The organism is Cohnella sp. GCM10027633 (assembly GCF_042675445.1).
Taxonomy (GTDB): domain Bacteria; phylum Bacillota; class Bacilli; order Paenibacillales; family Paenibacillaceae; genus Cohnella.
On sequence record NZ_JBHTGV010000004.1, the window covers coordinates 384,112 to 410,651 of the forward strand.

At 61.0% G+C, this 26,540-nt stretch carries 16 protein-coding genes; 2 read left to right on the top strand and 14 right to left on the bottom strand.

Annotation, left to right across the window (positions count from 1 at the left end; translation table 11 throughout):
* Positions 1–70: 70 nt before the first annotated feature.
* From ACFQZG_RS13090 to ACFQZG_RS13120, 7 genes are all read right to left on the bottom strand, one after another.
* Entirely contained in the window at positions 71–1,000 is a 930-nt protein-coding gene (locus tag ACFQZG_RS13090; RefSeq protein WP_378153133.1) for a carbohydrate ABC transporter permease, read from the bottom strand.
* Between the two features lie 25 nt (positions 1,001–1,025).
* Positions 1,026–1,970, bottom strand: a complete 945-nt coding sequence (locus tag ACFQZG_RS13095) for an ABC transporter permease (RefSeq protein ID WP_378153135.1) — start codon at positions 1,968–1,970, stop codon at positions 1,026–1,028.
* A 206-nt stretch (positions 1,971–2,176) separates the two neighbouring features.
* On the bottom strand, positions 2,177–4,528 hold the full coding sequence (locus ACFQZG_RS13100; protein ID WP_378153137.1) for a helix-turn-helix domain-containing protein: 2,352 nt from the start codon (positions 4,526–4,528) through the stop codon (positions 2,177–2,179).
* A gap of 153 nt (positions 4,529–4,681) precedes the next feature.
* Positions 4,682–7,066: a glycoside hydrolase family 2 TIM barrel-domain containing protein gene (locus ACFQZG_RS13105; RefSeq protein ID WP_378153139.1), complete on the bottom strand. Its 2,385-nt coding sequence runs from the start codon at positions 7,064–7,066 to the stop codon at positions 4,682–4,684.
* A gap of 416 nt (positions 7,067–7,482) precedes the next feature.
* Positions 7,483–7,755, bottom strand: a complete 273-nt coding sequence (locus ACFQZG_RS13110; RefSeq protein WP_378153141.1) for a hypothetical protein — start codon at positions 7,753–7,755, stop codon at positions 7,483–7,485.
* Complete coding sequence (locus tag ACFQZG_RS13115; RefSeq protein ID WP_378153143.1) at positions 7,752–8,771, bottom strand: TIR domain-containing protein; 1,020 nt, start codon at positions 8,769–8,771, stop codon at positions 7,752–7,754. Before ACFQZG_RS13115 ends, ACFQZG_RS13110 begins: the two co-directional genes overlap by 4 nt.
* A 108-nt stretch (positions 8,772–8,879) precedes the next feature.
* Positions 8,880–9,929, bottom strand: coding sequence for a LacI family DNA-binding transcriptional regulator (locus ACFQZG_RS13120; RefSeq protein ID WP_378153145.1), 1,050 nt, complete (start codon positions 9,927–9,929; stop codon positions 8,880–8,882).
* 107 nt (positions 9,930–10,036) lie between these two features.
* Here ACFQZG_RS13120 and ACFQZG_RS13125 point away from each other — a divergent pair, with 107 nt between their 5' ends.
* Entirely contained in the window at positions 10,037–11,290 is a 1,254-nt protein-coding gene (locus ACFQZG_RS13125) for an FAD-dependent oxidoreductase (RefSeq protein ID WP_378153147.1), read from the top strand.
* Positions 11,291–11,361: 71 nt separating this feature from the next.
* Here the strand turns inward: ACFQZG_RS13125 and ACFQZG_RS13130 are convergent, their stop codons facing one another.
* From ACFQZG_RS13130 to ACFQZG_RS13160, 7 genes are all read right to left on the bottom strand, one after another.
* Positions 11,362–13,116, bottom strand: coding sequence for a glycoside hydrolase family 2 protein (locus ACFQZG_RS13130; RefSeq protein ID WP_378153149.1), 1,755 nt, complete (start codon positions 13,114–13,116; stop codon positions 11,362–11,364).
* Complete coding sequence (locus ACFQZG_RS13135) at positions 13,113–14,480, bottom strand: hypothetical protein (protein WP_378153151.1); 1,368 nt, start codon at positions 14,478–14,480, stop codon at positions 13,113–13,115. Before ACFQZG_RS13135 ends, ACFQZG_RS13130 begins: the two co-directional genes overlap by 4 nt.
* An 82-nt stretch (positions 14,481–14,562) precedes the next feature.
* Entirely contained in the window at positions 14,563–16,170 is a 1,608-nt protein-coding gene (locus ACFQZG_RS13140) for an ABC transporter substrate-binding protein (RefSeq protein WP_378153153.1), read from the bottom strand.
* Positions 16,171–16,260: 90 nt separating this feature from the next.
* Positions 16,261–17,172: a carbohydrate ABC transporter permease gene (locus tag ACFQZG_RS13145; protein ID WP_378153155.1), complete on the bottom strand. Its 912-nt coding sequence runs from the start codon at positions 17,170–17,172 to the stop codon at positions 16,261–16,263.
* 21 nt (positions 17,173–17,193) lie between these two features.
* Entirely contained in the window at positions 17,194–18,108 is a 915-nt protein-coding gene (locus ACFQZG_RS13150; RefSeq protein WP_378153157.1) for an ABC transporter permease, read from the bottom strand.
* A gap of 567 nt (positions 18,109–18,675) precedes the next feature.
* Complete coding sequence (locus ACFQZG_RS13155; RefSeq protein WP_378153159.1) at positions 18,676–20,391, bottom strand: cache domain-containing sensor histidine kinase; 1,716 nt, start codon at positions 20,389–20,391, stop codon at positions 18,676–18,678.
* Positions 20,392–20,411: 20 nt separating this feature from the next.
* A complete protein-coding gene (locus ACFQZG_RS13160) occupies positions 20,412–22,031 on the bottom strand; it encodes a response regulator transcription factor (RefSeq protein ID WP_378153161.1) in 1,620 nt (539 codons plus the stop codon).
* A 265-nt stretch (positions 22,032–22,296) separates the two neighbouring features.
* Between ACFQZG_RS13160 and ACFQZG_RS13165 the strand changes: the two genes are divergently transcribed.
* Positions 22,297–26,490, top strand: coding sequence for a glycoside hydrolase family 9 protein (locus tag ACFQZG_RS13165; RefSeq protein WP_378153163.1), 4,194 nt, complete (start codon positions 22,297–22,299; stop codon positions 26,488–26,490).
* The last annotated feature ends 50 nt before the right edge of the window (positions 26,491–26,540 follow it).

A 26,540-nucleotide genomic window follows, 5' to 3' on the forward strand; every position in this document is an offset into this window, starting at 1 on the left:
CGGGTTTCCCGGAATCGACATCTTACTCATGCCTCCCTTCTTCATTCCCGCCCCGACGTTGAAATTCCTGTCAGCCTTTCAAGGAACCGAACGTAAGCCCCGTCACGAAGTAGCGCTGGAAGAACGGGAAGATGAACATCATCGGACCCGCGGCGAGCAGCGCCATCGCCATCCGCGCCGACAGCGTCGGGAATTGCTGCGCGTTCACGTTGACCGCCGTAATGAAGTCGTGGTCCGACGTCAAGTAGTTGAGGTTCTCCATCATGCGGACGAGCAGCAACTGGATCGGAATGTACGACTCGTCGTTAATGAACAGCATCGCGGGGAACCAGTCGTTCCAGAATTTGAAGGCGAAGAACAAGCCGAGCGTCGCGAGCGCCGGGGCGCTGAGCGGGAGCACGATGCGGAAGAAAATCCGGAACTCCTTCGCGCCGTCGATTTTGGCCGATTCGAATATTTCCCCCGGGATCGCGAGCATGAAGCTTCGCATGACCAGGACGTACAGCGGGAAGACGACGTGGGGAATGATGAGCACCCAGATCGTGTTCTGCATGTGCAAGTATTGCGTGATCAGGATGTAGAACGGCACGACGCCGCCGCTGAACAGCACGGTGAAGAAGATGTACCCCGTGGCGATCTTATGGTACCGGAACGCCTTGCGGGAGATGACGTACCCGAGCATCGCGGTCAGCACGAGAGAGATGAGCGTGCCCACGACCGTGACGAACGTCGTCACCCCGTACGACTTCAGCAGAATGGCCGGCGATTGGAAAATGTATTCGTATGCCTTCGCGGAGAACGTCTCCGGCCAGAACCGGTAGCCGTGCTTCCGGATGGCCCCGTCGTCGGAGAACGAAGCGGACAGGACGAGCGCCATCGGCGCGACCATGCAGACGGATACGAGAATAAACCAGACGTGGATCAAGGTTTTGACGGGAGAGAACCGGATGCGGTACGTTGCGACGGCCGTTCCCCTTCGGTCTTCGAGCGTTGTTTTCATGACGGCACCTCCATGGACGGACGAACTACCAGAGCGCGTTTTCCTCGTTGATTTTCCGGACGATATAGTTGGTAACGATGACGAGCACGAGCCCTACGACCGATTGGAACACGCCGACCGAGGAAGACATCCCGATATCGCCCAGCTCGATCAACGCCCGGTACACGTACGTATCGATAATGTCCGTGGTCGGGTACACCATGCCCGAGTCGCCCGGAATGAAGTAGTGCAAGCCGAAGTCGCCCTTCATGATGTTGCCGATCGCCAGAATGATCAGAATGACGATAAGCGGCGTCAGCATCGGGATCGTGATTTTCAATGCCATCTTCCACCGGCTCGCGCCGTCGATTTTCGCCGATTCGTAATACTCGGGGCTGATGCCGACGATGCCGGCGAAGTAGACGAGCGTCGCGAACCCGATGTTCTTCCATAACGCGACGATGTTAAGGATGTAAGGCCAGACGTTCGCGTCCAGGTACCACATGACCGGCTTCAGCCCGATCGCCTCGAGCGTCTTGTTCACGAAGCCCATCTGATGGTCGAGCAGCGCGTAAGTCAAGTAGCTGACCACGACCCACGACAGGAAGTAGGGGAGGAACAGCGGCGTCTGGTAAATCTTGAGCCACTTGCGGCTGATCTCGTTCAGCAGAATCGCCAGCGCGAGCGCCGCGACCGTCGTCAGCAGCAGGTAGCCCGATTCGTAGAGAAGCGTGTTGCGGAAGATCCGGTACGCCGTGCTCGACGTGAACAGGAACTCGAAGTTTTTGAATCCGATCCATTCGCTGCCCCAGATGCCCTGGTCGTAACGGAAGTTCTTGAAGGCGATGATGATGCCGATCATGGGCAGGTAGCCGAACAGGAAGATATGGAACGCTCCCGGTAGGAACAAGAGCAAGTACTCGCCGTTCTGCTTGAAATGCTTCCATTCGGATTTGCGATTCTGCCGCGATTTGTCTTTGATTGTGAACACCTCCCGTCTGCTAATAGTCTTAAGGGCCGCGGTTCGGCCTTTCGCAACCTCATCATGCCACCTCGGCTTGCGGACGCCTACTGTGATTGCGAGTCGTCGGTCAACCGAAAACTGCGATTATTGAACTGCACTGCGCATACGCGACAAATCGAAAGCCCCGCTCCCCTCCGAACGGAGGAAAACGGGGCCTTGAAGGTCCGATGTAGTCATTCGAGATTGCGCTTCAACCGGTATTCCTTCGGCGTTACGCCGTATTTCTTCTTGAACAGCTTGAAGTACGTGCTCTCGTTCGCGTAGCCGACGAGCTCCATGATCTCCTTGACGTTGTAATTCTTCGTCTCGAGGAATTCCTTGGCGCGGCGGAGACGCACTTCGTTGATGTATTGGCCCAGGGCCATGCACTCGCTCTGCTTGAAAATCCGGCCGACATACGCGGAGGACAGGTGCAGCATCGTCGCGATCGATTGCAGACTCAGGTTGTTGTCGTTGTACTTCGCCTCGATAATCTCCTTGATCGTGTCCATGAGCGCGTCGTTCTTCTCCTGCTCGGAAGGCTTCAGCTTCTCGTGGATGTCTTGGCACAGCTCGCGGAAGAACGTCTCCGTCTGCCGCATCGTCTCGAGCTCGAGCAACTGCCTGCGCATCGGGCCGAGGTCGAACTTCACCGTCATGACCCGGTGCTTGTTGATGTCGCGGATCGTCGCATTGAACAGGTCGAGCAGCTGCAGCATGCCGTGAATCATCTGGTCGTAGTGGTACGTGGATATATGGGCGAGCAGCTGCGCGACCCCGTTCTCCATCGCCTTGAGCTCGTTCGTGCGAATGCTCTCGGCCAGCTTCTTCTCCAAGTCCGCGGGCATGGCGTAGGCGAGCCGCTCGTTGTTGCCTTGCACCATGGAAGGAACGATGACCGCCCGGTCCCCGAAAATAAACTTGTACTGCCCGTTCTGAAGCGCGAACTCGTACTGCTCGGCGATTGCCGCGTAGTCGGTGAACGAGTCGCCGAGCGATACGGACAGCGAGACCTTATAATAGCGCCCCACGACGTCCTGGACGGTCGCGAACAACTTGGCGAGCGCGTCGTCGTCCATTTCGGCCCCGTCTTCGCTGCTGATGAGCATCGCGAGATGATCGCCCCGCATGTCCGCCGATTCGCACGCGCAGCCCTTGGCCAGCAGCAGCTCCTCCGCGATGTTGGCGATCGCGAACAGGTGCAGCGCCCTCGCCTGAGCGGACGTCTCCCGCCGGTACGCCGTATATTGGTCGACTCGTACGACCGCCACTCGGTACGCGCCGCCCGCGGCGATCGCCAGCCCGTTCTCGGCCGCGCTCTCCGCCCACTCCTCGCGCCCGATCGACGCGCTGTCCTGGAGCACCCGCCGCAGGAAGTACTTGCGGACGACCGTCTTGCGGCTGTCTTGCTCGCGCGCCGCACTCTTCCACTTCTCCACGATCTCGTCGTACACGTTCGTCGCGTAGGACAGCTCGTCGAGCGTCCTCCGGTCGCTGCCCGCGGCCGCCTCCGGCAGGGCGTGGGTCCGGATGCGAAGCATCATCTTCTCGACCGGCCGGTACAGCCGGTGCGCGAGGAACACGGATACGGCGATCGACAGGACGAAGAAAGCGACGATGACGAGCAGCGACGTCTTGCGCATGTCGTCGACGCCTCCGAGCACGGCGTCGTACGGCTGCACGCTGACGACCTTCCAGTCGCCGATGCCGATCTTCATGTGCGTAACGAAGAACTTGCTGTCGTCGCCGATCCGCTCGATGAAGTAACCGGAATCCGCCGCCTCGCCATTGCCCTCGCCATGCCGGAACACGGCTTCGCGCAGCTCCTCGATGCTCCCGAGCGCAGCTTGGTTCTCCGACATGACGATCTGACCCGAGCCGTCCATCATATAGATGCCGGAGCGATCCGGCGCCGCGAAGCTGCCCGAAGCTCTCATGTTATTGAAGATCCATTCCGGCTTCACGTTCAAGACGAGCACGCTCTCCTTGTCGTTCCGGTCGTAATACGTCTCGTAGATCGGGAACGAGAAGAAGTCGACCGTATGAGGCCGGCCGCTGAAGTTCATCGGAATGAGCTGCATGCCGGGCAGCTTGTTCTCGCTCTTGAGCAGGTCCACGATCTGCGCCGCGCGGCCGTGCTCCGGCTTGCCCGCCGCGAGCTCGCCGGCGGCGAACGTCTCGTCGACGTGGCCGTTGTAGATGAGAATCGAGTGCAGGAACGGGAAGATCGTCTGCGCCTTGTTCAGCTCGATGATCGACTGGATCGCGCTCATCCGGTCGGGATGCAGCAGCAGTGGCTGGATCTCGAGGTCGCTGTACAGGTTGATCGCGAAGCTGCTGATCAGCTCGTTCGTGTAGCCGATGTTCGTGCGGATCTGGTTCATCGTCTTGTAATTGGAATCGACCTGCATCTTGAGCACGCGATTCTCCGCGCTGTAGTGCAGCACGGACGAGGAGAACACGAGGATCGCGACGACGATGACCGAGACCGACAGCAGCATGCGGAGCAAATAACGTCTGGACTTATACGATTCCAACACTTTCATGCCGTCGTCTCCTTTCGCCGGGAATTGCTTGTTCGTTACGTCTAGCATGACATACGGGCGGGGATCGCTCCAACTATGTTTTTTGCGAATGGCTTCAAATCCCCGACGTGCGAATAGCCGATCCCCGGGGATCGGCTTGATTATCGCTTACGATTAGATTCGGGAGACGGCCGCGGAAGGCGTCGCGCTTATGGCGCTCAGCGTCAAGCTCGCCTCTTCCAAGCCTTCCGCGGTCGCCGAGAGCGTTACGGTTCCCGCGTTGCCGTTCGACCGAACGACGGCGAGAACCCGGCCCATGAAGGCGCTCCTCGACGGGCCTTGGAATCTCTCTCCGGACAACGGATCGCCGTTGTCGACGCCGACCAGTTCGCCTTCGCCTTCGATGCGGAAGTCGATGAGGTGGTCCGCGCCCGGAACGACGTTCCCTTCGGCATCCGTCACGAGCGCCTCGACGTAGACGACGTCTTGACCGTCGGCGTTCAGGGCCGGTTCGTCGGCCGAGAGCGCCAGCTTGACCGGCGGCCCCGCGGTCTTCAGAACGCAGGTCGCTTCGCTGCCGTCCGCGTGCCTAGCGACAGCTTCGATCGTTCCTTCCGCGTACGGAACGTGCCACAACATTGTCCGGTCGGGCCAATCGGCGAGCCGCTGCGATCCGCACGAGCGGCCGTTGACGCGCAGCTCCACCGTCTCGCAATTCGTATACGTCGCGACGGTCGCCATCCGCGTCGCGCGGTGCGGCAGCGTCCAATGGGCGACCATCCTCGGCGCGCTCCACATCGGCGGCCGCATCGTGAGCGGCGACGCGTCGTCGAATACCGCGATGCGTACCGTCGGACGGTCCGACCAGACGCTCTCGTGGAAGAAGGAGATCGGCTTGCGGACGCCGCAGCGATCGATCAGAGTGCCCGACCAGCCCTTATTCGGCCAGCCGGACATGTCCGTCCAGAACATCGCCTCTCCCAAGTAGTCGATGCCCGCCCAGACGAACTGGCCCGCGACGTAGTCGTGCTTCGCCACGTCGAACCACGGATTGCTCGCCTCGTACGACGGCCCGGGCGACGAGTCCAGCTTGTTCCGGTAATAGACGAGCGTCTCGGTGCCGAGGATGACGAGGCTCGGGTCCGTGGCCTTCAGCAGCTCGTACAGCGGCTCCTGATAATTCAGGCTCAGGACGTCCATGTGCGGCGCCAGCCCCAGCACGTGGTCAAGCTTCTCCTGAACGGAAGGGAAGCTTCGCGGCGCGAGCGCGCAAGTGACGGGACGTCCCGGATCCTCCTCGCGGACGACCGCGATCAGCCGCTTCAGCCAGTCGACCATCTCCGGATCGCCTTGGTTCGGCAGCTCGTTGCCGACGCTCCACAGGACGACGCTCGGATGGTTGCGGTCGCGCCGGACGGCGTGCCGCAAGTCCTCCTCCCACCAATCGTCCCATTCGATCAGCGCGTTCCGCCTGCCGCCGTGCTCGAACTTCCAGCTATCGTGGAACTCGTCGATGACAAGGAAGCCCATTCGGTCGCATAAGTCGAGGAACGCCTCGGACGGCGGATTGTGGGCCGTGCGGATCGCGTTACAGCCGATAGCCTTCAGCCCTCGCAGCTGCCGTTCGTAGCTGCGCCGCTGCGCGGCGGCTCCGAGGCAGCCGGCGTCGTGGTGCAAGCAGACGCCCTTCAGCTTCAGGCGCTTGCCGTTCAGCTTGAAGCCTTCGTCCGGATCAAAGACGGCGTCGCGAACGCCGAACGTCGCGTCGCGGCTGTCCGCAACCTCTCCGTCGATGTGCAGCGTCGTCCGGGCGACGTACAGGTTCGGCTCGTCGACGGACCACATACGCGGCGTCCGCAGCTCGAACGTCTGCGAGACGGTCGCGGTCTCTCCCGGCCCGATCGCTCCCGACGTCGTGGCGAAGGCTTCGGCCCGGCCGTCCGAATCGACGATCGCGGTTTCCAGCCGGTAACGGACCGTCGTAGCCCCGCCGTTGAGGACGACGTTGCGGACGTCCCCGGCCGCCGAGCCGTCCGCGCGGATGCCGGTCCGCACGTACGTGCCCCCGGTCTCTAGCCGCGCCCCCGGTCCTTCGCTCAGCCAGACGTTCCGATAGATGCCCGAACCGCTGTACCATCTGCACAGCGACGTCGTGCTGTCCGCCCGCACGGCTACGACGTTGTCTTCGCCGGGGATCAAGTAAGGTGATATATCGAGCTCGAAGCCGGTATAGCCGTAGACGTGCCTGCCGGCCTTGCTGCCGTTCACCCATACGGTCGCGTCCATATAGACGCCTTCGAATTGCAGCAGCGTCGTCTCCGCCGAGCCGTCCGGCCGGAACGACCGGCGGTACCAGCATACGCCTTGCGGCAAGTAGCCGTTGGACGGACGGTGCGCCGGATCGAAGGGTTGCTCGATGCTCCAATCGTGCGGCAGGCGCACCTCGCGCCATGCGCCGTCGTCATAGGCGTTATGCTCGGCGCCTTCCGCCTCCCCGAGGTGGAATCGCCAAGCTTCGTTGAACAGGCGCCTTAGTCGTTGTCGTTGTCGTTGTGTCACGCTTCCCGCTTCCTTTCCGGTAATCTGCCTCCCACCCTATCACCGGCTCACGGAGCGTACAACTGCAACTATTGCGAGTTACTGCGAATCGCCGACTTCGGAGCGAATTTGCGGCGCCATTCGCCTTCCATCGAGGCCACTCCCCCAGATAGCGCCGAGATCGTGAATGTATTTGATTTTTCGAGTACGGGCATTGCGGTTCCCCCGAGTTTTGAGGCGTATATATGAAATTTCACGTTTATTACTCTCAAACTCGACTATCGCTACCGATAAGCTTGAAATTTCATATACAATGTCCGAATGGTCCCCTTACGCTAATCATAAACACGATATTTCGAATACATTCCCGCCTGCGCCAACGCAAAAAAAAAGATCGCCCGCTCGGGCGATCTCTCGTTATCTGCTAGGATTGCCGATCAGCGCGCGAACGACGGCTTGCTGACCGACACTTTGCCGCTGACGACCTTCACGTACTCTTCGTCCGCGCCGTCCGCGATCGGACCGACGTAGATCTCGGGCACCGCTTCGCGAGGGGCGAACGTGAACAAGCCGCCTCTTCCCGCCGAATCGCCCGCGGCCCGGAGGCCGACGAACCTGCCCGTCTTCTGGTCCCGCTTGCCCCAGCGACCGTTCGGAGCCGATAGACCCGCCGCCGTTCCGCGGCGCAAACCCGACTTCGGATTCTTCATCTTCCGTTCCCTCCTATCAGATCCCGGACCGTGTCCAGAAGCTCTTGATTCGTATCGAGGACGTCGGCGATCACATGGGCGACGTCGAGCGTCCGATTGCCGGTCAAGTGCACCGACAGCGCATAATCTTTACCTAAAGGATAGCATAGGATGCAGACGTCGGCAATCTGGCGCCGGATGTACCCGGACCATTCGCCGGTCGCGAACGCGTCTACGACGTAGATTTTATCCGTCTTTCCTTCGTTCTCGTCGAGCCGGTAGCTGCGGCCTCTGCCGACGTTGCCGCCGACGTGCTCGACCGTCTCCGCGCCTCTCTTCCAGATCGAAGCGCCGGTCAGCCGGAGTCCGATCGGCGGAATAAGCGAATTGCGGATCGCCTCGGCGTAAGCCGCGTACTTCTCCCGCTCGTCGGATACCGTGACGTTCTTATGATATTCCCAGAAGAAGCTCAGAATGCTCTGCTTCCGGTCCAGCATCGCGCGATTGTCGTCGAGCAGCCTCCGCGGGTCGGCGAACCGCCCTTCCCGCCGGATCGCGGCAAGAAGCTTGCCGCAGGCGACGTCGACCGCGGCCGCGTACCGGCCGTCTTCCCTCGCGCCGTATTCGAGCAAGGTGAGCCCGGCCAGATCGGACGGCAGGTGGAACTGGGACACCGTCGTCCCTTCGACCGTCCGCGATGGAATATCCCGGGGCACGAGACAGTATACGCGTCTTCTCCCGAGCTTGCCCCAGAATAAGCCCATCTCGAACAACGCGTTGTCGCGCGTCACGAACCAATACCGGTCGCGGATTCTGGCGATGTCCTCCGCGGCGAACACGAACACGGCGAAGTCGTTCGCCTCGAGCTCGCGCTCGAGCGATTCCATCGTATAGTCGTTCGGCTCGAACGTGCCCGCGTACCACGGATTCACTTGCACCGCCCGCTCCAGCGTCTCGCCGAGCGCCCGGGCGTAATCGATCGCTTCCCTCGAGCTTCCGATAAAGACGCTCGCTTTCTTGCGCGCTTCGGTCGTCACGGCATACCTGCTCCCCGTACAAGGTTAGTCTCTCGCTCCCATTATACAGACCGTACCAGTGCTGGAATAGCCCCCCTGCGCACTACGCGCGGTCGTGAATCCGCGGAACTAGGCATCCCCCGAGCCGGAATCCCGGATCGTGTCGCCCCCCAGGAACCGTCCCTTCAGCCGGACATGCTCGAAGGGCAGCGTCGGATTCGCGATCCGCCGCAGCAGCAGCTCCGCCGCCCGCTCTCCCGCTTCCCGCACGATCAGCTCGGGGCGCGACAGCGCGGGCAGGAAGGCCGGCTCCTCGTGCTCCATGCCGACCAAGGACAACTGCTCGGGGACATTCAGGCCGAGGGAGCCCGCCGCGCGGTGCACCCACTCGGCTTCGCCGGGAATGCCGCAGAGCACCGCCGTGAACCCGCCCGCGCGAAGGATCGTTCTCAGCCGCTCCATCCACGCCTCGCGGTCAGCCGCCGAACCCGTCATGTGCGCTGCGGGATCAGCCGGCGGCAAGCCGGCCCGCGTTCCCGCAGCGACGAACGCCCGCCATCTCAGCCGGAAGCCCCGCTGGGGTTCGATCGCCCCGACGTACAGCACGTCGCGATGGCCGCGCTCGTGCAGCGCCTCCATGGATCGATGGACGGCGTACTCCACGTCCCACACCGCGCTGTCGACTTCGGCCAGATCGGGCGGGTAATTGATCAGCGTCTTCGGCATATCCAGCGCCAGCAGCGCCGTCTCGACGGGCTCGGCGATGCCGGCCGTCAGGAACAGGCCGTCCGTATGGCGAATGCCGGCGCGATCAAGCCACGCTTCGAGCTCCGCCGGACGCGAGAGACCGCCCGGAACCCTCATCGGGACGAGCGCGTGTCCCAGCTCGTTCAACCGGCGCCGCGCGCCTTCCGACTGCTGGTCGAAGTAGGGAGCATCGCCGCCCGTGAGCAGCGCGAACCTCCGCGGCTTGCCGTTCGCCCAAGGAATCCGCTCCGCAGCGATGCCCGCCTCCTGCCCCTTCGTCAAGTAGCCGAGCTCGCGCGCCCGTTCCGCGACCGCCCGCCTCGTCGTCTCCGACATGCCCGGCAGCCCCCGGAGAGCTTTGGACACGGTATGCACCGTGAGATTCAATTCGCTCGCGATCGTTCGCAGCGTTACCGTCTTGGGGCGCGGCATGGCGTACCTCCTAAGAAGTCGAATGTAACGAAAATGAAACTAGTTGCGCGCCATCGCAATCCTTATGATGAGGGTAAACAAGGATTATCGAGGGGAGCGACTCTGAAATGACTATGGGTGAAATCGAATTGCAGCGAAAGGTTCCGGTATTCGAAACCGCTGACGTCGTCGTCATCGGGGGCGGGCCGGCCGGCACGGCGGCAGCCATTAGCGCCGCGCGGTGCGGCAAGAGAACGATACTGCTCGAGCACTCCGGCCAATTGGGAGGCATGGGTACGCTCGGCAACGTCAGCGTGTTCATGGGCGTCGGCAACGTCACCGGCATCTACCGGGAATTCATCTCCGAGTTTCTGCCCCGGGCGTTGCCGTCTTCTCACTATGAATCTACCACAAAAGCGCAATACTCGCCTTTCGAGCTTCGCCATTACTTGAATCGGAAGCTCGAGCGGGAAGGCGTCGAGACGTTCTACCATACGAGCGTCGTCTCCGCGGTCAAACGGGACGGCCGGGTCACGGCCGTCGTGGCGAACACCCGTGAAGGCTTGAAGGCGTTCGAAGGATCCGTATTCATCGACTGCACGGGAGACGCGCGCGTCGCGGCCGAAGCCGGCGTGCCGCTCACCTCCGGCCGCGACGAGGACGGCTTGACCCAGCCGATGACGCTCATGTTCATGATGCAGAACACGGGCAAGCCGGTGAAGCCGTACTTGCCCGACGATTGCTACCGGTACGAATCGGTAGCCGACTTGCCGCAGGGACGGCGTCTGCATTGGGAGACCGACGAAGACGGCATGCTGCTCGTCAACATGACCCGGGTCAAGGGGAACGGCGCCAAGATCAAGGACGTCAACTACGCGGAGAAGGAAGCGATGCGCCAAGTCGTCTCCGTCGCGAACTACTTGCAGCGCAACGGCTTCGAGAATTACGCGCTGTCGCACGTGCCCGCCCAGGTCGGCGTCCGGGAGACGAACCAGATCGTCGGCCTCTATACGCTGACGGATGACGATCTGACGCAAGGGCGCCGGTTCGACGACGTCGTCGCGCAGACGAACTACGAGATCGACATCCACAACCCGACCGGCGGAGCATCGACGGACGAACGCCATATTAGCGGCTACGATATCCCTTACCGCTGCATGATCCCGGTCGGCGTCGACGGCTTGATCGTCGCCGGCCGCAGCATCTCCGCCACGCACGTGGCGATGTCGTCGATGCGGGTGCAGGCGACGTGTTACGCCCTCGGCCAAGCGGCGGGCATAGCCGCTTCGCTCTCGATCGATTCCGGTTCGCCGATCGCTTCCGTTCCTTACGAAGCGTTGCACGAACGGCTCGCTTCCCAAGGCGTCCGCTTCATGAAGTGAAGTACTTGGAATACGCAGACGCGAAAGTCGACCTATGCCTCACGGCGCAGGTCGACTTCTTCATTACGACGTTATTGCGAATAGAACCGGTTCGCTCGCGCTCGAGCCTGCCCGCCCCCGTATCGCTCGGGCTCTCGCGCCGCGGCCGCCTCGAACCTCGTCCGGATCGCTTCGACCGCGAGCTTCGGCCGCCGGTAGGCGTCGAACACGCCCTTGTTGTTGCGGTTGCCCGCCCGGGACGCGAACGAAGGGAATTCCTCGTCCACCCGGTTATCGCCGAACTGCCAGACGAGCGTTCCGCAAATTTCCGGCCGGCTCAGATAATAATCGAGCGACTCGCCCATGAGCTTCGCTTGATACTCCTCGCTCCACTTCGCCGCTCCGGGATCGCGGAAGCCGTACGGCGCCTCGCCGCCGAATTCGCTGACGAGGAACGGCTTGCCCGCTCCGCCGTTCGCGTCCACCCACGGCCGCAGCAGCCCGTAGAATTCCTCGACGGTCTCCGGATTGTACCAGCCCGGGTACAGGTTGAACGAGACGATGTCCGCCAGGTCCAGACAGCGATCCGCGAACACGTGGCAAGAAGCGTACGTCAGCGGACGGCTGCCGTCGAGTCCGCGCAATTGCCGGAACTGGGCCTCGAAGTGGGTTCGTCCTTCCTCCGTGTTGCTCGCGCACTCGTTCAACAATCCCCAGACGACGATGGACGGGTGGTTCCGATGCTGCTCGACCATCTCGCGAATGCAGTCCTCCGACTGCGAAGCGAACTTCGGATGGCTCATCTGCTCCAGCGTCAGCGACCGCGCATGGCTCTCTTCCCAGACGTACAAGCCGCGCTCGTCGCACATGTCCAAGAACCGCTCGTCGTTCGGATAGTGCGACGTGCGGACGCAATTGCATCCCAGCCGTTCCAGCCAGTCGATATCCTGCGCCATCAGTTGCAGCGGCAGCGCCGCGCCGACGCTCGCATGGTCCTCGTGCCGGTTGAACCCGCGCAGCACGACCGGCTTCTCGTTCACGAGCAGCCGATCTCCCGCGACCCGGACCGAACGGAAGCCGACCCGCTCGATCAGGTCGTCCAGCAGCCGGTCGTCTTCCCCGTCATGTAGACGGGCTTCCAGCGCGTACAGCTTCGGCCGCTCATGCGACCACGGCTCCGCTCCCGGGAACGCGAACGCCCGCGAGACCGAAGCCGTCCCGCCCGCGGGCACCGGGATCTCTCCGAAGTCAAGCTCCAAGCCCGCCAGCTCGCCGCGAACCGACGCGACCGCCCCCCGGTCCGAACCGTTCCGGATCCAGACCGCGATCTCGGCTTCCCAGCCCTCCGGAGCGCGCTTCGGCGTGAACGAGAGCCGCTCGATCCAGAGATCGGGCAGGCTCTCCGCGGCCACCGGACGGATGATGCCCCCGTACGTGCGGTAATCGTTCGGGATATGAAGCCCCGAATGCTCGCCGAACGTATTGTCGACGTGCACGCGCAGCTCGTGCTCGCCCGGCATGGCGTTGCGCACGATCGCCTCGAACGCCGTATACGCGTTATAATGGTCGGCAATCAACTCGCCGTCCCAGTAGACGTGAGCCGTATGGCTCACGCCTTTGAAGACGAGACGCAGCGCGCTTCGCTCCGCGACGGTCACCGTCGTCCGGTAGACGCCCCGCCCCCGGTAACGGAGGAAGTCCGGATGGCTCTCCCAGCAGCCGGGCACCGGCAACCGGTACGGATAAGCGTCGGGAACGTCCGCGATCGCGTCGACGGGCGCGAAGTCCCACAGTCCTTCCAGCTCCTTCTGCTTCCTGACACGATGCTGCTCGAACAATCGGATCATGGCGTCGTCCCCTCTCTCTTGCGCAGCCGAAGCGCGACCGTTCGCCGCTCGCCCGTCAAGTTCATCCGCAGCATGACGACTCGGTCCATGATCGGCGCCGTCGGCGCGGTCGCGCCCTCCGAGCACCATTCGACCTCGTAGCCCGCCAGGTCGTCCCAATACGCCAAGCCGAAAGGCATCGGCGGCCATTGCCCGACCTGGAATTCGACTTCGATCGCATCCTTCGTCCGCTCGTGGCGCGTAACGAACACGCGCGGCGCCCGCTCCGCGAAGTCGTCGCCCATGTCCCCCTTGCCGACATAGCTTCGCAGCATGCGGGGTACGCATTCGCCTTCGACGAACGCCAGCTGGCATTCGCGGTCGTAGTACAGCAGCGCCGTCGGCCACGGCCCCGCGCCGACGCCGCCGAGCGTCATCGTATAGTCGTTCACCGCGGGCCGGACTTGCGTGTCCCGGGTCAGCATATAGACGGGCGCCGTCGCCTCGTTCGTCCGATGGTACAGCTCGACCGCCTTCGGCAGCGTCGTCAGCGTGATCGGATATTGCGTAATATAGGAGAAGAATCGGTCCAGCATCCCCTCGCACGCCTCGACGTGGGAGGCGGGGAACACGCGGAACCGCTCCGTGTATTCCATCTCGTGCGCTTCCTGCTGCTGCAGGAAGTAGACTTGGTCGTTATGCGCCGTATTGGCGAGATAGTCCTGGAACACGTTCTTCCAATACGCAATGTCGTCCGCATCGCATAATCCCGCCCGCAATACGTCGTTCGGGTCGGTGGAGTAGATGACCGGACTGCCCGAATGGTACGTCAGGTTCAAATCCCGGGCCGTCCATTCGCAGGCGACGATACGGCCTTTGCCCGGATGCGGGGCCTTGAACCTTTCTCCGTCCACGTACCATTGCCCCCACGGAACGCCCTTGTGCGTGATGCCGTCCCACCATACTTGCTCCCAGCAGTAGCCCCACATTCCTTGGAAGCCGAGCTCCTCCAGCACTTCTATCGTTTCGTTATAGATTTTGCCGCGTCCGGCCACCTTCGTCGTCACCCAAGGAAATGCCCGCTCCACGATCCGCCAATCCCGTTCGAGCTTCGCCCGAAGCTTCGCTTTGCTAGCGCTGCTCTCTTCGATGAACAGCGGGCATTGCAGGATGACGTCGTCTCCGTATCGCTCGTGCCACTCCCGGATTCGGTCCTCCAGCACGGGTACGGAATCCCCGTTCACGATCCACGTGACCGGTATGCCGTGCTTATGGGCGATGCTCGCCGTCAGGTCGACGCCCTCGATCGCCGTCCCGCGTCCCCAATCCGTGTCGTAATGCGCCGCGTAGCTGACGAACGTATAGATTAAATTTTCAGGTCTCATCGTATGCCTCCCGCTCCCTTAACGAGCAGAAAGTCTCCCGAATAAGGAGACTTTCCGCCCTTCTGCCCTTGTTCCTTGCCGTTTACTTCTTGTTCGTCGCCCACCACGCGTCGATCTGCGCTTGAAGCTCCGCTTGCACCTTCTCGATGCCCGCGTCCTTCAGCTTCGCGTTGCGCTCGTCGAGCTCCTTGGACGGATTCTTGACCGCGCCGGTGAAGATGACCTTGTATTCGTTGACGACGGCCGTAATCTGCGTAATCTCGTTCTTCACGTTCGTATCGTCGAACACGAAGCCCATGAGCGGGAAGCGCTTCGCCTCGTCGTTGAACTTCTTCCAGTTCGCGTACAGATCGTCCGGTTGGCCCGGCTTCAGGTAGTTGAGCAATTGGTTGCCGACGACCCAGAAGATGCCCGGGGAATAGCCGGAGTCCTTGATCAGCTCGATGCGGTTGTCGCCGACTTTGTTGTAGTGCTTGCCTTCGATGCCGTGAACGATCAGGTTGATGACGTACGGATCGGTATGCAGGTAGTTCAGCACCATCATCGCGCGCTCCGGATCCTTGGACGTGCGGGAGATGGAGAACATGGAGCCCGCCGCCAGGTCGGTCGTGACGATCGGCTCTTCGACGACGTGAGACACGTACTCGAATTGGTTGTTGTCCGCGTTCTGCAGCTCGATGTCGGAGCCCGGCTTCCACGTCGTCGTCTGCGTCCAGATCTTGCCTTGCTTGCGGTAGTCGTCGATCGCGGCCGTGTTCGTGCCGGAATCGGAGTTGATGTAGCCTTTTTCATAGTACTTGCGGTACAGCTCGAGCTCCTTCTTGTTCAGGTCGACGATCTCTTGATCGAGCACCGACTTCACCTTCATGTCCGCTGCCTTGTAGTCGAGCAGGAACATCGGAGTCTTCGCCGGAACCGGACCGATCGGACGCCAGTTCGATTGGCCCTCGTACATGAGGAAGCCGCTCGTGAAGTTGCCGCTGCCGCCGGCCAGATAGAAGTTCGTCACGTCCGGATTCTCCGCCTTCACCTTCTCGAACCACGGTTCCAGATCGGCCATCGAGTTGATCGTGTCGATCGGAATGTTGTACTTCTCGACGAAGTCCTTGCGGTACGTGATCGCCTTGCCTTGCGTGATTTCCTTGTTCGTCGGAATCGCATACAGCTTGCCGTTCAGGCGCGGCGCTTCCAGGTACAGCGGGTTCAGCTCTTGCTTGATGCCTTGGCCGTGCTTCTCCAGCAGGTCGTCCAGCTCGAGGAACGCGCCCTTCGTCACGTTGCCGAAGTAGTTCAGCCAAGAAGCGGTGAACACGAGGTCCATCTTCTCGCCGGCGTTCATCATGAGCTCCGTGCGGTTCTTATATTCGCTGGAGGCGATCGGCACGAGCTTCACGGTAGCGTTGATCTTCTCTTTGAAAAATTCGTTCAGCTTCTCTTGGACGAGCGCGTCGTCCTGCTGCGGCTTGCCGAAGTAGACGATCGTCACTTCGTACGGCTCGAGCTTCGGCGCTTCGGACGCGCTCGGCTCCGCCGAAGCGGACGCCGATGGCGACGCGGACGGCGACGGCGTGGCGGACGCGCCGTTGTTCTCGTTGTTGCCGCCGGAAGAACACGCTTGCAGAACGAGCGTCAATGCGAGCAAACCGGCGATGCCTAACCCTGTGCGACTTCTTTTACCGCTTCCAATCATGGTGTGAAACCCTCCCAATATTTAATATATATAGTTCAGCCCCGGACGCATAGCCCGTCGGCTGGTCCTATCGAGATCGCGGCGAACGGATCAGCCCTTGATGGCGCCGACCGTCAAGCCTTTGACGAAGTACTTCTGGAAGAACGGATAGACGAGCAGGATCGGTCCGATGCCGACGACCGCCATCGCCATCTGCAACGACTCGTTGGGCAGCTGGCTCATCATCTCCGGGTCTTGCGCCGCCAACTGGACGTTGTTGCGCAAGTACTGGACGTCGTTCAGCACGCGCATCATTAGGAACTGCAGCGGATACTTCTCTTCGCTGCGGATGAACAGCAGCGCGTTGAACCAGTCGTTCCAGTAATGGATCGTACTGAACAGCGCCATCGTCGCCATGACGGGAAGCGACAACGGAAGCACGATGCGGAAGAAGATCCGCCATTCCCCGGCCCCGTCGATCCGGCTCGACTCGATGAGCGCGGGATGGATCGTCGTCTGGAAGAACGTCCGCATGATGATGACGTTGAACGGAACGATGAGCAGCGGCAGGATGAGCGCCATGTACGAATCGAGCACCCCGATCACTTGCGTGAAGACGATATATTTGCTCACGACGCCGCCGCTGAACAGCATCGTGAAGAAGAGAATGAAGGTGAACGCGTTGCGCAGCGGGTAGTCCGCCCGGGATATCGGATACGCGTACAGCGCCATGAGCAGGACGCTGAGCATCGTGCCCGCGATCGTGATGCCGATGCTGACGCCGTATGCGCCGAAGATCGTGCCGTAATCCTTGAACAAGCTGTCGTAGGCGATGCTGCTCAGCTTCTCCGGGAAGAAGCTGTAGCCCCGGTTCAGCAGCGAATCGTTGTGCGATATCGATACGATGACGACCAGCACCACCGGCAGCACGCTGGCCAGCGCCAGCAGGATAAACCCTGCGTGCAGCGCCGCGTTGGCCGCCGGGGATATGGAATTGTCTCGTCTGTTTCTTTTGCCTAACATCGTCATACCCTCCAGTCCGCGCTAGAACAGCGCTTGCTCGCGATTGAGTTTGCGGACCGCCGAATTCGTCGCCAGTACCAGGATGAAGCCGAGAATCGATTGCACGAGCGCCGCCGCGGAAGACATGCCGATATCGTTCAGTTCCATGAGCACCCGGTAGACGTACGTGTCGACCGTGTCGGTGACCGGATACAACGCGCCGGCGTCCATCGGCACTTGGTAGAACAAGCCGAAGTCGGAGTTGAACACGTGGCCCATCGACAGGATCGTCATGATGATGACGATCGGCTGGATCGAAGGCAGCGTAATGTGAATCACTTGCTTCCACTTCGAAGCGCCGTCGATGACCGCCGCCTCGTAATATTCCGGGTCGATGCCGGCGATGGCGGCGATGTAGATGACCGCTCCGATGCCGATGCCCTTCCAGGCGTTGACCAGCGTCAGGATGTACGGCCAATACTCCGTCTCCGAATACCAGAAGATCCGATCCATGCCGAAGCTCTCCAGCACGCCGTTCAGGAATCCGCGATCGGGATTGAGGAACGCGTACGTCAGGTAGCTGACGACGACCATCGACAAGAAGTACGGCATGATGATCATCGTCTGGTAGCCTTTGGCCAGCAGCCTTCCCCGCAGCTCGTTGATCGCGACCGCGATCGCTACCGACAGCAAGAGGTTGACGACCATGAACGTCAGGCTGTACAGCACCGTGTTGCGCGTAATTCGCCAGATTGATTGGGACGAGAACAGGAACTCGAAGTTGTCGAACCCGACCCAGGGGCTGCCCCATATCCCATCGATATAGTTGATGTTCTTGAAAGCGATGAACACGCCGAACATCGGCAAGTAGTTGTTCAATGCGAGGACGAGCAGCGCTGGCAGGATCATGAACGTCAGCGCCCGGTACTTCCAAATTCCGCGCATGTAAGCCGTCATGTAAGTCCACTTCCTTTCTGTGACCTCAGTATATAAGCCAGCCCCCTCGGGGTACGAGGATATATTCCGCCATGAATGTGATGGATTATGAGATTCCAAATAACGGATGCAAGATAAAAAACCGCCAGGAGTGATCTCCTGACGGTTCGTATTGCAGGCTCGGCGGCCCTCTCGACTGTCGCTTCGTCCGGACTTTCGCGATCTCCCGCTAATTGTGCGGAACGATGCTTCGCAGTCTCTTGCGACATCGAGTTATATTCGAAATTCCGAATACAATTTTTGTAAATAATGGCTGCGGACCGATTGTATGCGATATTTCGAGTGCATTATAGCGGTTATCCCATTAAGCCCCGATTAAGCACGAAAAACCGAATACGATCCGCTAATCTCGCAATTCCGCGTAAAATGTAACTGATATTTCGATTACTTTGCCGTTGCAATCCCACGCAGCATAGATACTGCGATGATGCCGTTGCGACACCTGCCAGCATCGGTACCACGCGACCTGCCGCGCCATACCGCGCCTCACCTCATCCGGACCGCAGCCGAGACCGTCGCGCGCCACGCTCAACCCGAAGGCGGACGCATGAGCGGCATATTCATAATAGCCCGCAGCCCGCCCCCTTCGCGGCGCTCGTACCGAAGTCCGTACGCCTCGCCGAAATGGAGCCGGATGCGCTGATGCACGTTGCGGATGCCGTAGCCTTTGTCGCTCGTCTCGCCCGAGAGGATGCTATTCAGCCGGTCCATGTCGACCGGCAGGAAGCCGTTGTCCTCCACGGTAACGACGAGCTCCGCTTCGTCCCGGGCGATCTTCACGCGGATTTCCCCTTCGCCGTCCATGCCGCTGACCCCGTGGAAAATCGCGTTCTCGACGAGAGGCTGGATGATCACCTTCGGCGCGGCGTAATCGAGCAGCGATTCGTCGACGTCCCAATGGATCTCGAGCGTGTTCGGGTAACGCTTCTGCTGCAGCCGGCTGTACGCCTGCACGTGCTCGAGCTCCTCGCCGATCGTAATGACGGCCTTGCCCTTGCTAAGCCCGATGCGCAGCAGCTTGGACAAGTCCTTGACCATGTCGCCGACGTCGGTATTGCGGCTCGAGAGCGCGCGCCAATAGATCGAATCGAGCGTGTTGTACAGCAGGTGCGGCGTAATCTGGGAATGCAGCGTGGAGAGCTCGACTTCCTTCTGCTTGATCTTCATGCCGTAGTTCTCCTCGATCGAATGATCGAGCCGGGTCGTCATCTTCTTGAACGCGCCGTACAGTATGCCGAATTCGTCGGTGCGGAGCTGATCGTCCTCCCAATCGAGCTTCTTGCCGGGCTCGTAGATCTTCGTCAGCGAGACGAGCTTCACGAGCGGCTTCACGATCATCCGCAGCAGATACAGCACGAAGACGAGCATGAGCGCCATGTAGACGGCGGATCCTCCCATTAGAATCCACTGGAAAGCCGATTGTCCGGCCGTCATCGCGTCGAACGGAATCTTGTAGATGAGCCGCGTATCGAACTGAGGCAGGCTGGAATAGGCGTACAGCCACTTCCGCCCGTCTTCGCGCGCGTAGTAGAAGCCGTCCGTCTTGCCCTTCACGAACGCCGCCAGCTTCTCCTCTCCGAGCCGCTCCGTCCCGTTCTTCAGCAACTGCTCGCCGCTCCCGTTGTACAGGAAGCTGCTCGCGTGCGCCGGCAGCTGCACGGCCACGAGATCGCGGTTCAACAGCACTTCCAGCTTCGATATGAGGAGGAAGCCGATCGTCTCGTCGTACTGCTTCGGGTTCAGAATGCTGCGCATGAGGCTGACCGTCGTTCTGCCTTCCGGGCTCGGCGTCAGCCTGAGCGTGCCGGATCCGCCTTCGTTCAACGTCTGCTCCGCCCAGGGGAGCGCGCCGTCGCGGTTCTCGTCGAAGTATTTGAACCCCTTGGTCTTGCCGGACAAGTCGAACGGCGTGCTCATCCCTTGCTTGTTCGCCATGTACAGCGTAACCTCGGTACCGCCCGACGACCAGCGCTCCAAGATGCCGTCCGCCGCCGAGATCTGTCTGAGCGTCTCGATGTGGGTCCAGAATTCGAATTGATCGACGTCGCTGAAGAAGTGATTGTCCAGCAGCGTGACCATTCGTTCGTTCACCGACGACAGCGTCTTCTCGATCGTGATATGGTTCTGCTTCGCCAGCTGCAGCGTCGTCCGTCCCACTTCGTTCGCCATCGACTCCGATCCCTTGTAAGCCGAGATCCAACCGACGATCAGGAAGGGTCCGACGATGAACAGCAGGAACGCCAAGGTGACTTTGACTTTGAGCTTCAGCCCGCTCCCCTCCCGTTATCCTTGCGATATTCCGCCGGGCTGACGCCCGCGTACCGCTTGAACATGCGGCCGAAGTGCTCCGGCGACTCGTAGCCGATCTCGTAGGAGATTTCGTACCGCTTCTTGTCCGTCGTGGCGAGAAGCTGCTTGGCGGCATCGATCCGCAGCTCGGTGACGAAGTCCCACACGTTCTTCTTCATTTCCCGTTTGAAAAGATAGCTTAAGTACGTCGTGCTGAAATGCACCTCGTCGGCGATATCTTGTATCTTGAGCGCGGGATTGCGGTAATTCTCTCGAATGTAACCGACGATGCGCGCGATAATCGTTCTCTCGCGGTCGCGGACCATCGTCTGCATCGCCTGCGCCGCTTCTTGAATGTAAGCGTCCAGCCGGTTCGGCTTCACGTCCGCGGACAGCCCGCGGAAGTATTGGTCCGGATCGAAGCGGTGCAGCGAGACGCCTCCCGAGTGTCCGAATTCCAGCAGGAGCGCGTAGATTCGGTATACCAGCATGCCGAACCGGCTATTGAACAGCTCCTCGGTCGCCGCCATCTCCGTCAAAGGTTGGACGACGTCGCGCGTATCGACTTCGCTCCCGTCCTCGAGCTTCGACTTCAGCGTCTGCACGAACCGGTCCACGGTGCCGATCCATTCGACGACGTCCGCGTTCTCGTACCGGATCGCGTCCTCGTAATAGAGCACCTTGTGGTTCGGATTCAGGTTTTTCCACTCCGCCGCCGTATTGGCTTCCTCCATCAGCTTCGGCAGCATGAACACGTCCGAATGCAGCGTGCTGATGCCGACCGTCGCGTCGACGTTCAAATACTGTTTCAGGTTCATATGGATCATCTGGCCGATCAGCTGCAATTGCGACTTGAGCGGATAGGACGGGCCGTCCGCTTCCGGATCCTGCAGTTGGATAATCGAGACCAGTTCGTTGCCGTACCCGTTGAACGTCAGCCCGTTCCATTCGGACAAGCTCTCTTCCAGAATGTTGACCGACGCGTACTTCAGCAGCTTCCGGTCCGGCAGCGACACTTCCTTGTCGCTGAAGCCGCCGCTACGCAAGTTCAGCCGCGAGGAGAGGACGCCGAAGCTGCGGCCCCGGAAGCGGTCGCCCAGATCGGCGGCCAGCTGCTCGTAATCTTGCCGGGTCAGGTTCCGGTCCGTCACGAGTTCCTGCAGCATCTCGTTCACGCTCATCGACTCCGCCTTCTCGATCCGGGCCAGAGACTGCTTGCCGTGTTCTTCTTTCTGTCGCAGCACTTGGCGGACGACCCTCAGCAGATCGTCCCTCTCGACCGGTTTCACCATGTAATCGTGGGCGCCGAGCCGCAGCGACTTGGCGGCGAAGTCGAACTTCTCGTGGGCGGAGATGACGACGAACGGAAGCTCCGGCTGCTCCATGCGGATCGTCTCCATCAGCTCGATGCCGCTCATCCGGCCCATCTGGATATCGGTCAGCACGAGGTCGAACGCGTCCATGCGCAAGTAATCGATCGCCTCGAAGCCGTTCAGCGCCGTCTCGACGTGCGTGACTTCAAGGTCGGAATCGAGCAGAAAATCTTTGATTCCCGTGCTTACGTTCGGTTCATCGTCCACAACCAATATTTTCACCGTTCGCTCCCCCTGTCGGTCGCCCGCGCGCGCGAGGCCCGCGGCCTATTATTAACATATTAGAGAATCGGAATGGCGGACGGAAGGATGTAATGCCGCGAAATCGTGATGTATTATCCTTCCTTCGCCTCGGATTATAGCATTCGCGCGCGCATCGCGGAATGCATCACAAAGTGAAGAGCTTACATCCTATCTCCGGGCGCCGCTCGCCTATACAATCTATTATTGTAAGACCGATCTCAAACTATCAAGGAGGAATGAAGTAATGTTAGGCACAAGGTTAGGCAAAAAAGCGCTCCTCTGCTGTCTCGGTATGCTCCTGCTTCTGAACGGTATCGTCGCATCGCCTAGCTCTACCTCGGCCGCGGTCAAGCCGCTGCCGGGCCCGTCGAACCCGCTCTTGTACGCGGACTTCAACGGGGGAGGAGATTACACGGGCACCTGGCCGAACTGGCACAGCGACAACGGCGGCTCCGGTACGTCCGCGAAGCTGACCATCGACTCCCGCACGGCCATGAAGTTCGCGCAGACGCCGGCGACGAGCGCTTCGCGAGCCAAGTTCCAGCCGCAGAACGACACGTTCGACGCGCGCGGGTACCGCTACGTGAAAGTCGCGTTGAAAAACCCGGGCTACCCGAACTCCCGAATCCGAATCAACATCCACGACGGCACGAAAAACCACGGACTGACGGCAGGCTTCATCTCGGTGCCGACGACGTGGACCGACTATACGTTCGACCTTGACGCGCTCGTCCCGGCCATCAACAAGAAGTCGGTCAAATTCGAAATCTGGCTGCAGCAGACGACCGGCGCGTACGGCGAGATGCTGGTCGACGACTTGCTCTTGACGACCGCAACCGGCGGCACGGCTCCGACGCTCGCGACGAACGTCGTCACGAACGCCACCGTCGCCACCCCGAACACGATGTACACGTTCAATGCGACGTACACCGACGTCGATAACGATAAGCCGTATGTTATGCAGCTCGTCATCGGCGATACCGCGTACGACATGCGGGAGACCGACGCCGCCGACACGACTTACTCGAACGGCAAGTCGTACGTGCACATGACGAAGCTGCCCGCGGGAAGCCATACGTACTACTTCCGGACGACCGACCTGCGGACGAACGAAGTCGCCACGACGCCTCAGACGGCCACCGTCTCCGCGTCGTCGCAAGCGATCGACGTCGTCGTCAGCCAAGCCGGTTACAGCGCGGCGGATTACAAGAGCGCGAAGGTCGCCGCGACGACCGCTCTGTCGGACACGTCGTACGTCGTGACGACTTCCGCCGGCACCGTAGCCTCCGGGAACATGACGTACGAAGGCTTCTATTGGAATAAGCACGTGTACACGGTAGACTTCACTTCGCTCACCGCGTCCGGCACCGACTACAAGGTGACGACGAACGGCGTGTCGTCTTATCCGTTCCAGATCCAGCCCAACGTATGGGACGGCTACAAGGACGAGATGACCGGCTTCTACCGGTTGCAGCGCTCCGGCGTCGCGACGGCGGACGTCTATCCGCCGGGCTACAGCAGCATCTTCCCTTCCGCGAAGCTGTTCCACGCCGCGGGACATCTGGACGACGGCAAGTCGTTCGACGGCACGACGCATTACGACTTGACCGGCGGCTGGTACGACGCCGGCGACTACGGCAAGTACGCGGGCAACCAATGGGTCGGCACCGAGATCGCGCTCGCCTATATTCGCCATGCGAGCGCGCCGTCCGTCAAGTACGATAACGACAACAACGGCATTCCCGATCTCGTCGACGAGGCGGTATTCGGCAGCGAGTACTTGATCAAGTGGATTGATCAAGCCGGCGGCCTGATGTACGACCTTCCGAACCAAGGCGGATGGCTCCATCCGGAGAAGGTGACGGATAACATCCCGGGCACGGCGGACGATCGCCAGCTGATCCGGCCGAACGTCGGGGGCTCGGCCAAGGCGGCCGCGACGCTGGCCGCGACCGCGCGCGCCATTGAAGCCGCCGTCGCCGAGGGCGACGTCGATCCCGCCGAAGTCGCGGCGCTCGAAGCGTTCGCGGACGACAGCTTGGACGCCGCGCTCGACTTCTACGCTTACGTCGTCGCGAACCCGACCGATCCGCTCGGCGGATATTCGACGACGCGCGGAGGCCTTGCGAACTCGAAGCTGATCGCCGACGTCGAGCTGTACCTGCTGACCGGCAATCCCGCTTACCATACGGCCGCTACGAGCTATATCAACTCCGTGCCGGTCGGCGACCTCTTGTCGACGAACTATTGGGACATGCGGCCGATGGCGCTCGCGGAGTTCTACCCGGTCGCGGATTCGACTACGCAAGCTCATATTCAGGCGTTGCTTAAGGATCAAGTCAACACGTTCCTGACGCTGGCGGACGATACACCTTACGGCGTGCTGGACCAGTTCAAGGACTTCGGCGTCAACGAGCCCCATGCTTCTTACATGGGCGATCTGATCCGCTACTACGAGCTGTTCGGGGATCCCGCCGTCCTGCGCGCCGTTCAGAACGGCATGTACTGGATCTTCGGCGCCAATCCGTGGAACATCAGCTGGGTGTCGGGCGTCGGCACGGACTTCGCCGACTTCCCGCATACCCGGCTCGACGAGGAAGCGAACACGCCGACCGGCATCGGCGCGGTCTTCCCCGGGGCCATGTTCAGCGGCCCGCTGCTGAAGAATACGCTCGATAAGGAGAGCTCCAGCCCTTGGTACCAGGATCGCGCGCTGTACCAAGACGACCTCACGCAATGGCGGTACAACGAATACAGCGTCAGCATTCAAGCCGGCATGCTCTACTCCGTCTTGGCGCTTAGCGCGACCGCGGGCGGATCGGCCGCGGGCGTCGTCCCGGCGGAGCTGCCGACGCTGTCGCCGGTCATCGGAGACTACGTGCGCGGCAACGTCACGCTGTTCGCCAAGCCGGATAGCGGCGTTACGAATATCGAGTACTTGCGCAGCGGCGTGTACAACCCGATGACGGAAGACCGCGGCGTCTATAGCGCGACGATCGATGAGAGCGGAGCCGTTCCGTTCGCGACGCGGCGAATCGACATTCGCGGCGTCGACGCGGGCGGCAACGCCACGTACAGCGCGACGCATTACAGCGTGGCTCCCGCTCTGCCGGACCCGGCGAACCTGTCGCTGTACGACGACTTCGGCGGCAACGGCCTCTGGGGCGTAACGAAGAGCAAGCCGGCATGGGTGAACTGGTGGAACCAGGACGGCGGCGACGGCTCGTTCGAGAAGGTAACCGTAGACGGACGAACCGCGGGCAAGTTCATGCAGACGGCGGATTCGAACAAATCGTACGCGAAGTTCCAGCCGTGGCATAACATGTGGGATTTGATCGGATACCGTTACGTGAACTTCACGATGAAAAACCCGGGCTCCGCGAACATGCAGATGAAAGTCGACATTCAGAGCGGAACGAGCAGCTACAATCTGTCCGGCGGTTGGATCAACGTGCCGGCGACGTGGACCGATTATCAGTGGGACTTAAGCATGGTTCCGTCCGTCCTCGACAAGTCCACGACGAAGTTCTCGATCTGGCTCAGACAGGCGTCGGGCACGTACGGCGAGCTGTTGATCGACGAGATCAAGGCGACGAACGTCGCCACCGGCACGGCGCCTACGCTGACGGCGGTCGGCGTGAATACTTCGACGGGCGACCCGGATACGCCGTTCACGTTCAGCGCGACGTATACGGACGCCGATAACGAAGCGCCTCTCGTCGTGGAATTGCTCATTGACGGCGTCATTCGCCACATGACGCCGGTCAATCCGGGCGACACGAATTACGCCGACGGCAAAGCGTACGCGTATACGACGAAGCTGACGGAAGGCGTACACTCCTTCTACGTCAACACGACCGATACGACTTCCAACGCCGTATCCAGCCCGTTGCAGACCGGAATCAGCGTCTTCGATACGCTGTTCGAGGACGACTTCTCCGACGGCAACGCGGACGGCTGGACGTCGACGAGCGGCTCGTGGACGGTGACGGGCGGACAATATCGCGGCCAGGCGACGAGCCTGAACAGCTATTCGACCGCAGGCGACTCCGGTTGGACGGATTACACGTTCCAAGCGGACGTCAACGTCACGAACAACTCCGGCGGCAACAAGGACGCCGGCATCGTGTTCCGCTATACGGACGAGAACAACCACTACATCCTGATGCTCAAGAACAACGATAAGTCCGGACGCAAGATGGAGTTGCTCTCGGTAGAAGGCGGCGTGAAGACGTCGCTGGGCTTCTCCAACCCGAGCGTCGCTCCGGATACGTTCTACACGTACCGTGTCGAGCTAGACGGCGACGAGATCGAAGTGTACCAGAACGACACGCTCATCCTGAGCGCGACGGACGACACGCACGCCGGCGGCAAGATCGGCGCTCGCGTGTACGCCAGCACGGCCGCGGTATTCGATAACATCATCGTGAAGCCGTAACGCGAAAGGGCTGTCACCCGAATTCATCCGGAAGGATGACTCGGGCGACA

Bases quoted from the DNA above. Each gene is read 5' to 3' on its own strand.
- ACFQZG_RS13090 (WP_378153133.1), bottom strand. From the start codon at position 1,000: ATGAAAACAACGCTCGAAGACCGAAGGGGAACGGCCGTCGCAACGTAC.
- ACFQZG_RS13145 (WP_378153155.1), bottom strand. From the start codon at position 17,172: ATGTTAGGCAAAAGAAACAGACGAGACAATTCCATATCCCCGGCGGCC.
- ACFQZG_RS13125 (WP_378153147.1), top strand. From the start codon at position 10,037: ATGACTATGGGTGAAATCGAATTGCAGCGAAAGGTTCCGGTATTCGAA.
- ACFQZG_RS13100 (WP_378153137.1), bottom strand. From the start codon at position 4,528: ATGAAAGTGTTGGAATCGTATAAGTCCAGACGTTATTTGCTCCGCATG.
- ACFQZG_RS13165 (WP_378153163.1), top strand. From the start codon at position 22,297: ATGTTAGGCACAAGGTTAGGCAAAAAAGCGCTCCTCTGCTGTCTCGGT.
- ACFQZG_RS13130 (WP_378153149.1), bottom strand. From the start codon at position 13,116: ATGATCCGATTGTTCGAGCAGCATCGTGTCAGGAAGCAGAAGGAGCTG.
- ACFQZG_RS13150 (WP_378153157.1), bottom strand. From the start codon at position 18,108: ATGACGGCTTACATGCGCGGAATTTGGAAGTACCGGGCGCTGACGTTC.
- ACFQZG_RS13110 (WP_378153141.1), bottom strand. From the start codon at position 7,755: ATGAAGAATCCGAAGTCGGGTTTGCGCCGCGGAACGGCGGCGGGTCTA.
- ACFQZG_RS13135 (WP_378153151.1), bottom strand. From the start codon at position 14,480: ATGAGACCTGAAAATTTAATCTATACGTTCGTCAGCTACGCGGCGCAT.
- ACFQZG_RS13140 (WP_378153153.1), bottom strand. From the start codon at position 16,170: ATGATTGGAAGCGGTAAAAGAAGTCGCACAGGGTTAGGCATCGCCGGT.
- ACFQZG_RS13120 (WP_378153145.1), bottom strand. From the start codon at position 9,929: ATGCCGCGCCCCAAGACGGTAACGCTGCGAACGATCGCGAGCGAATTG.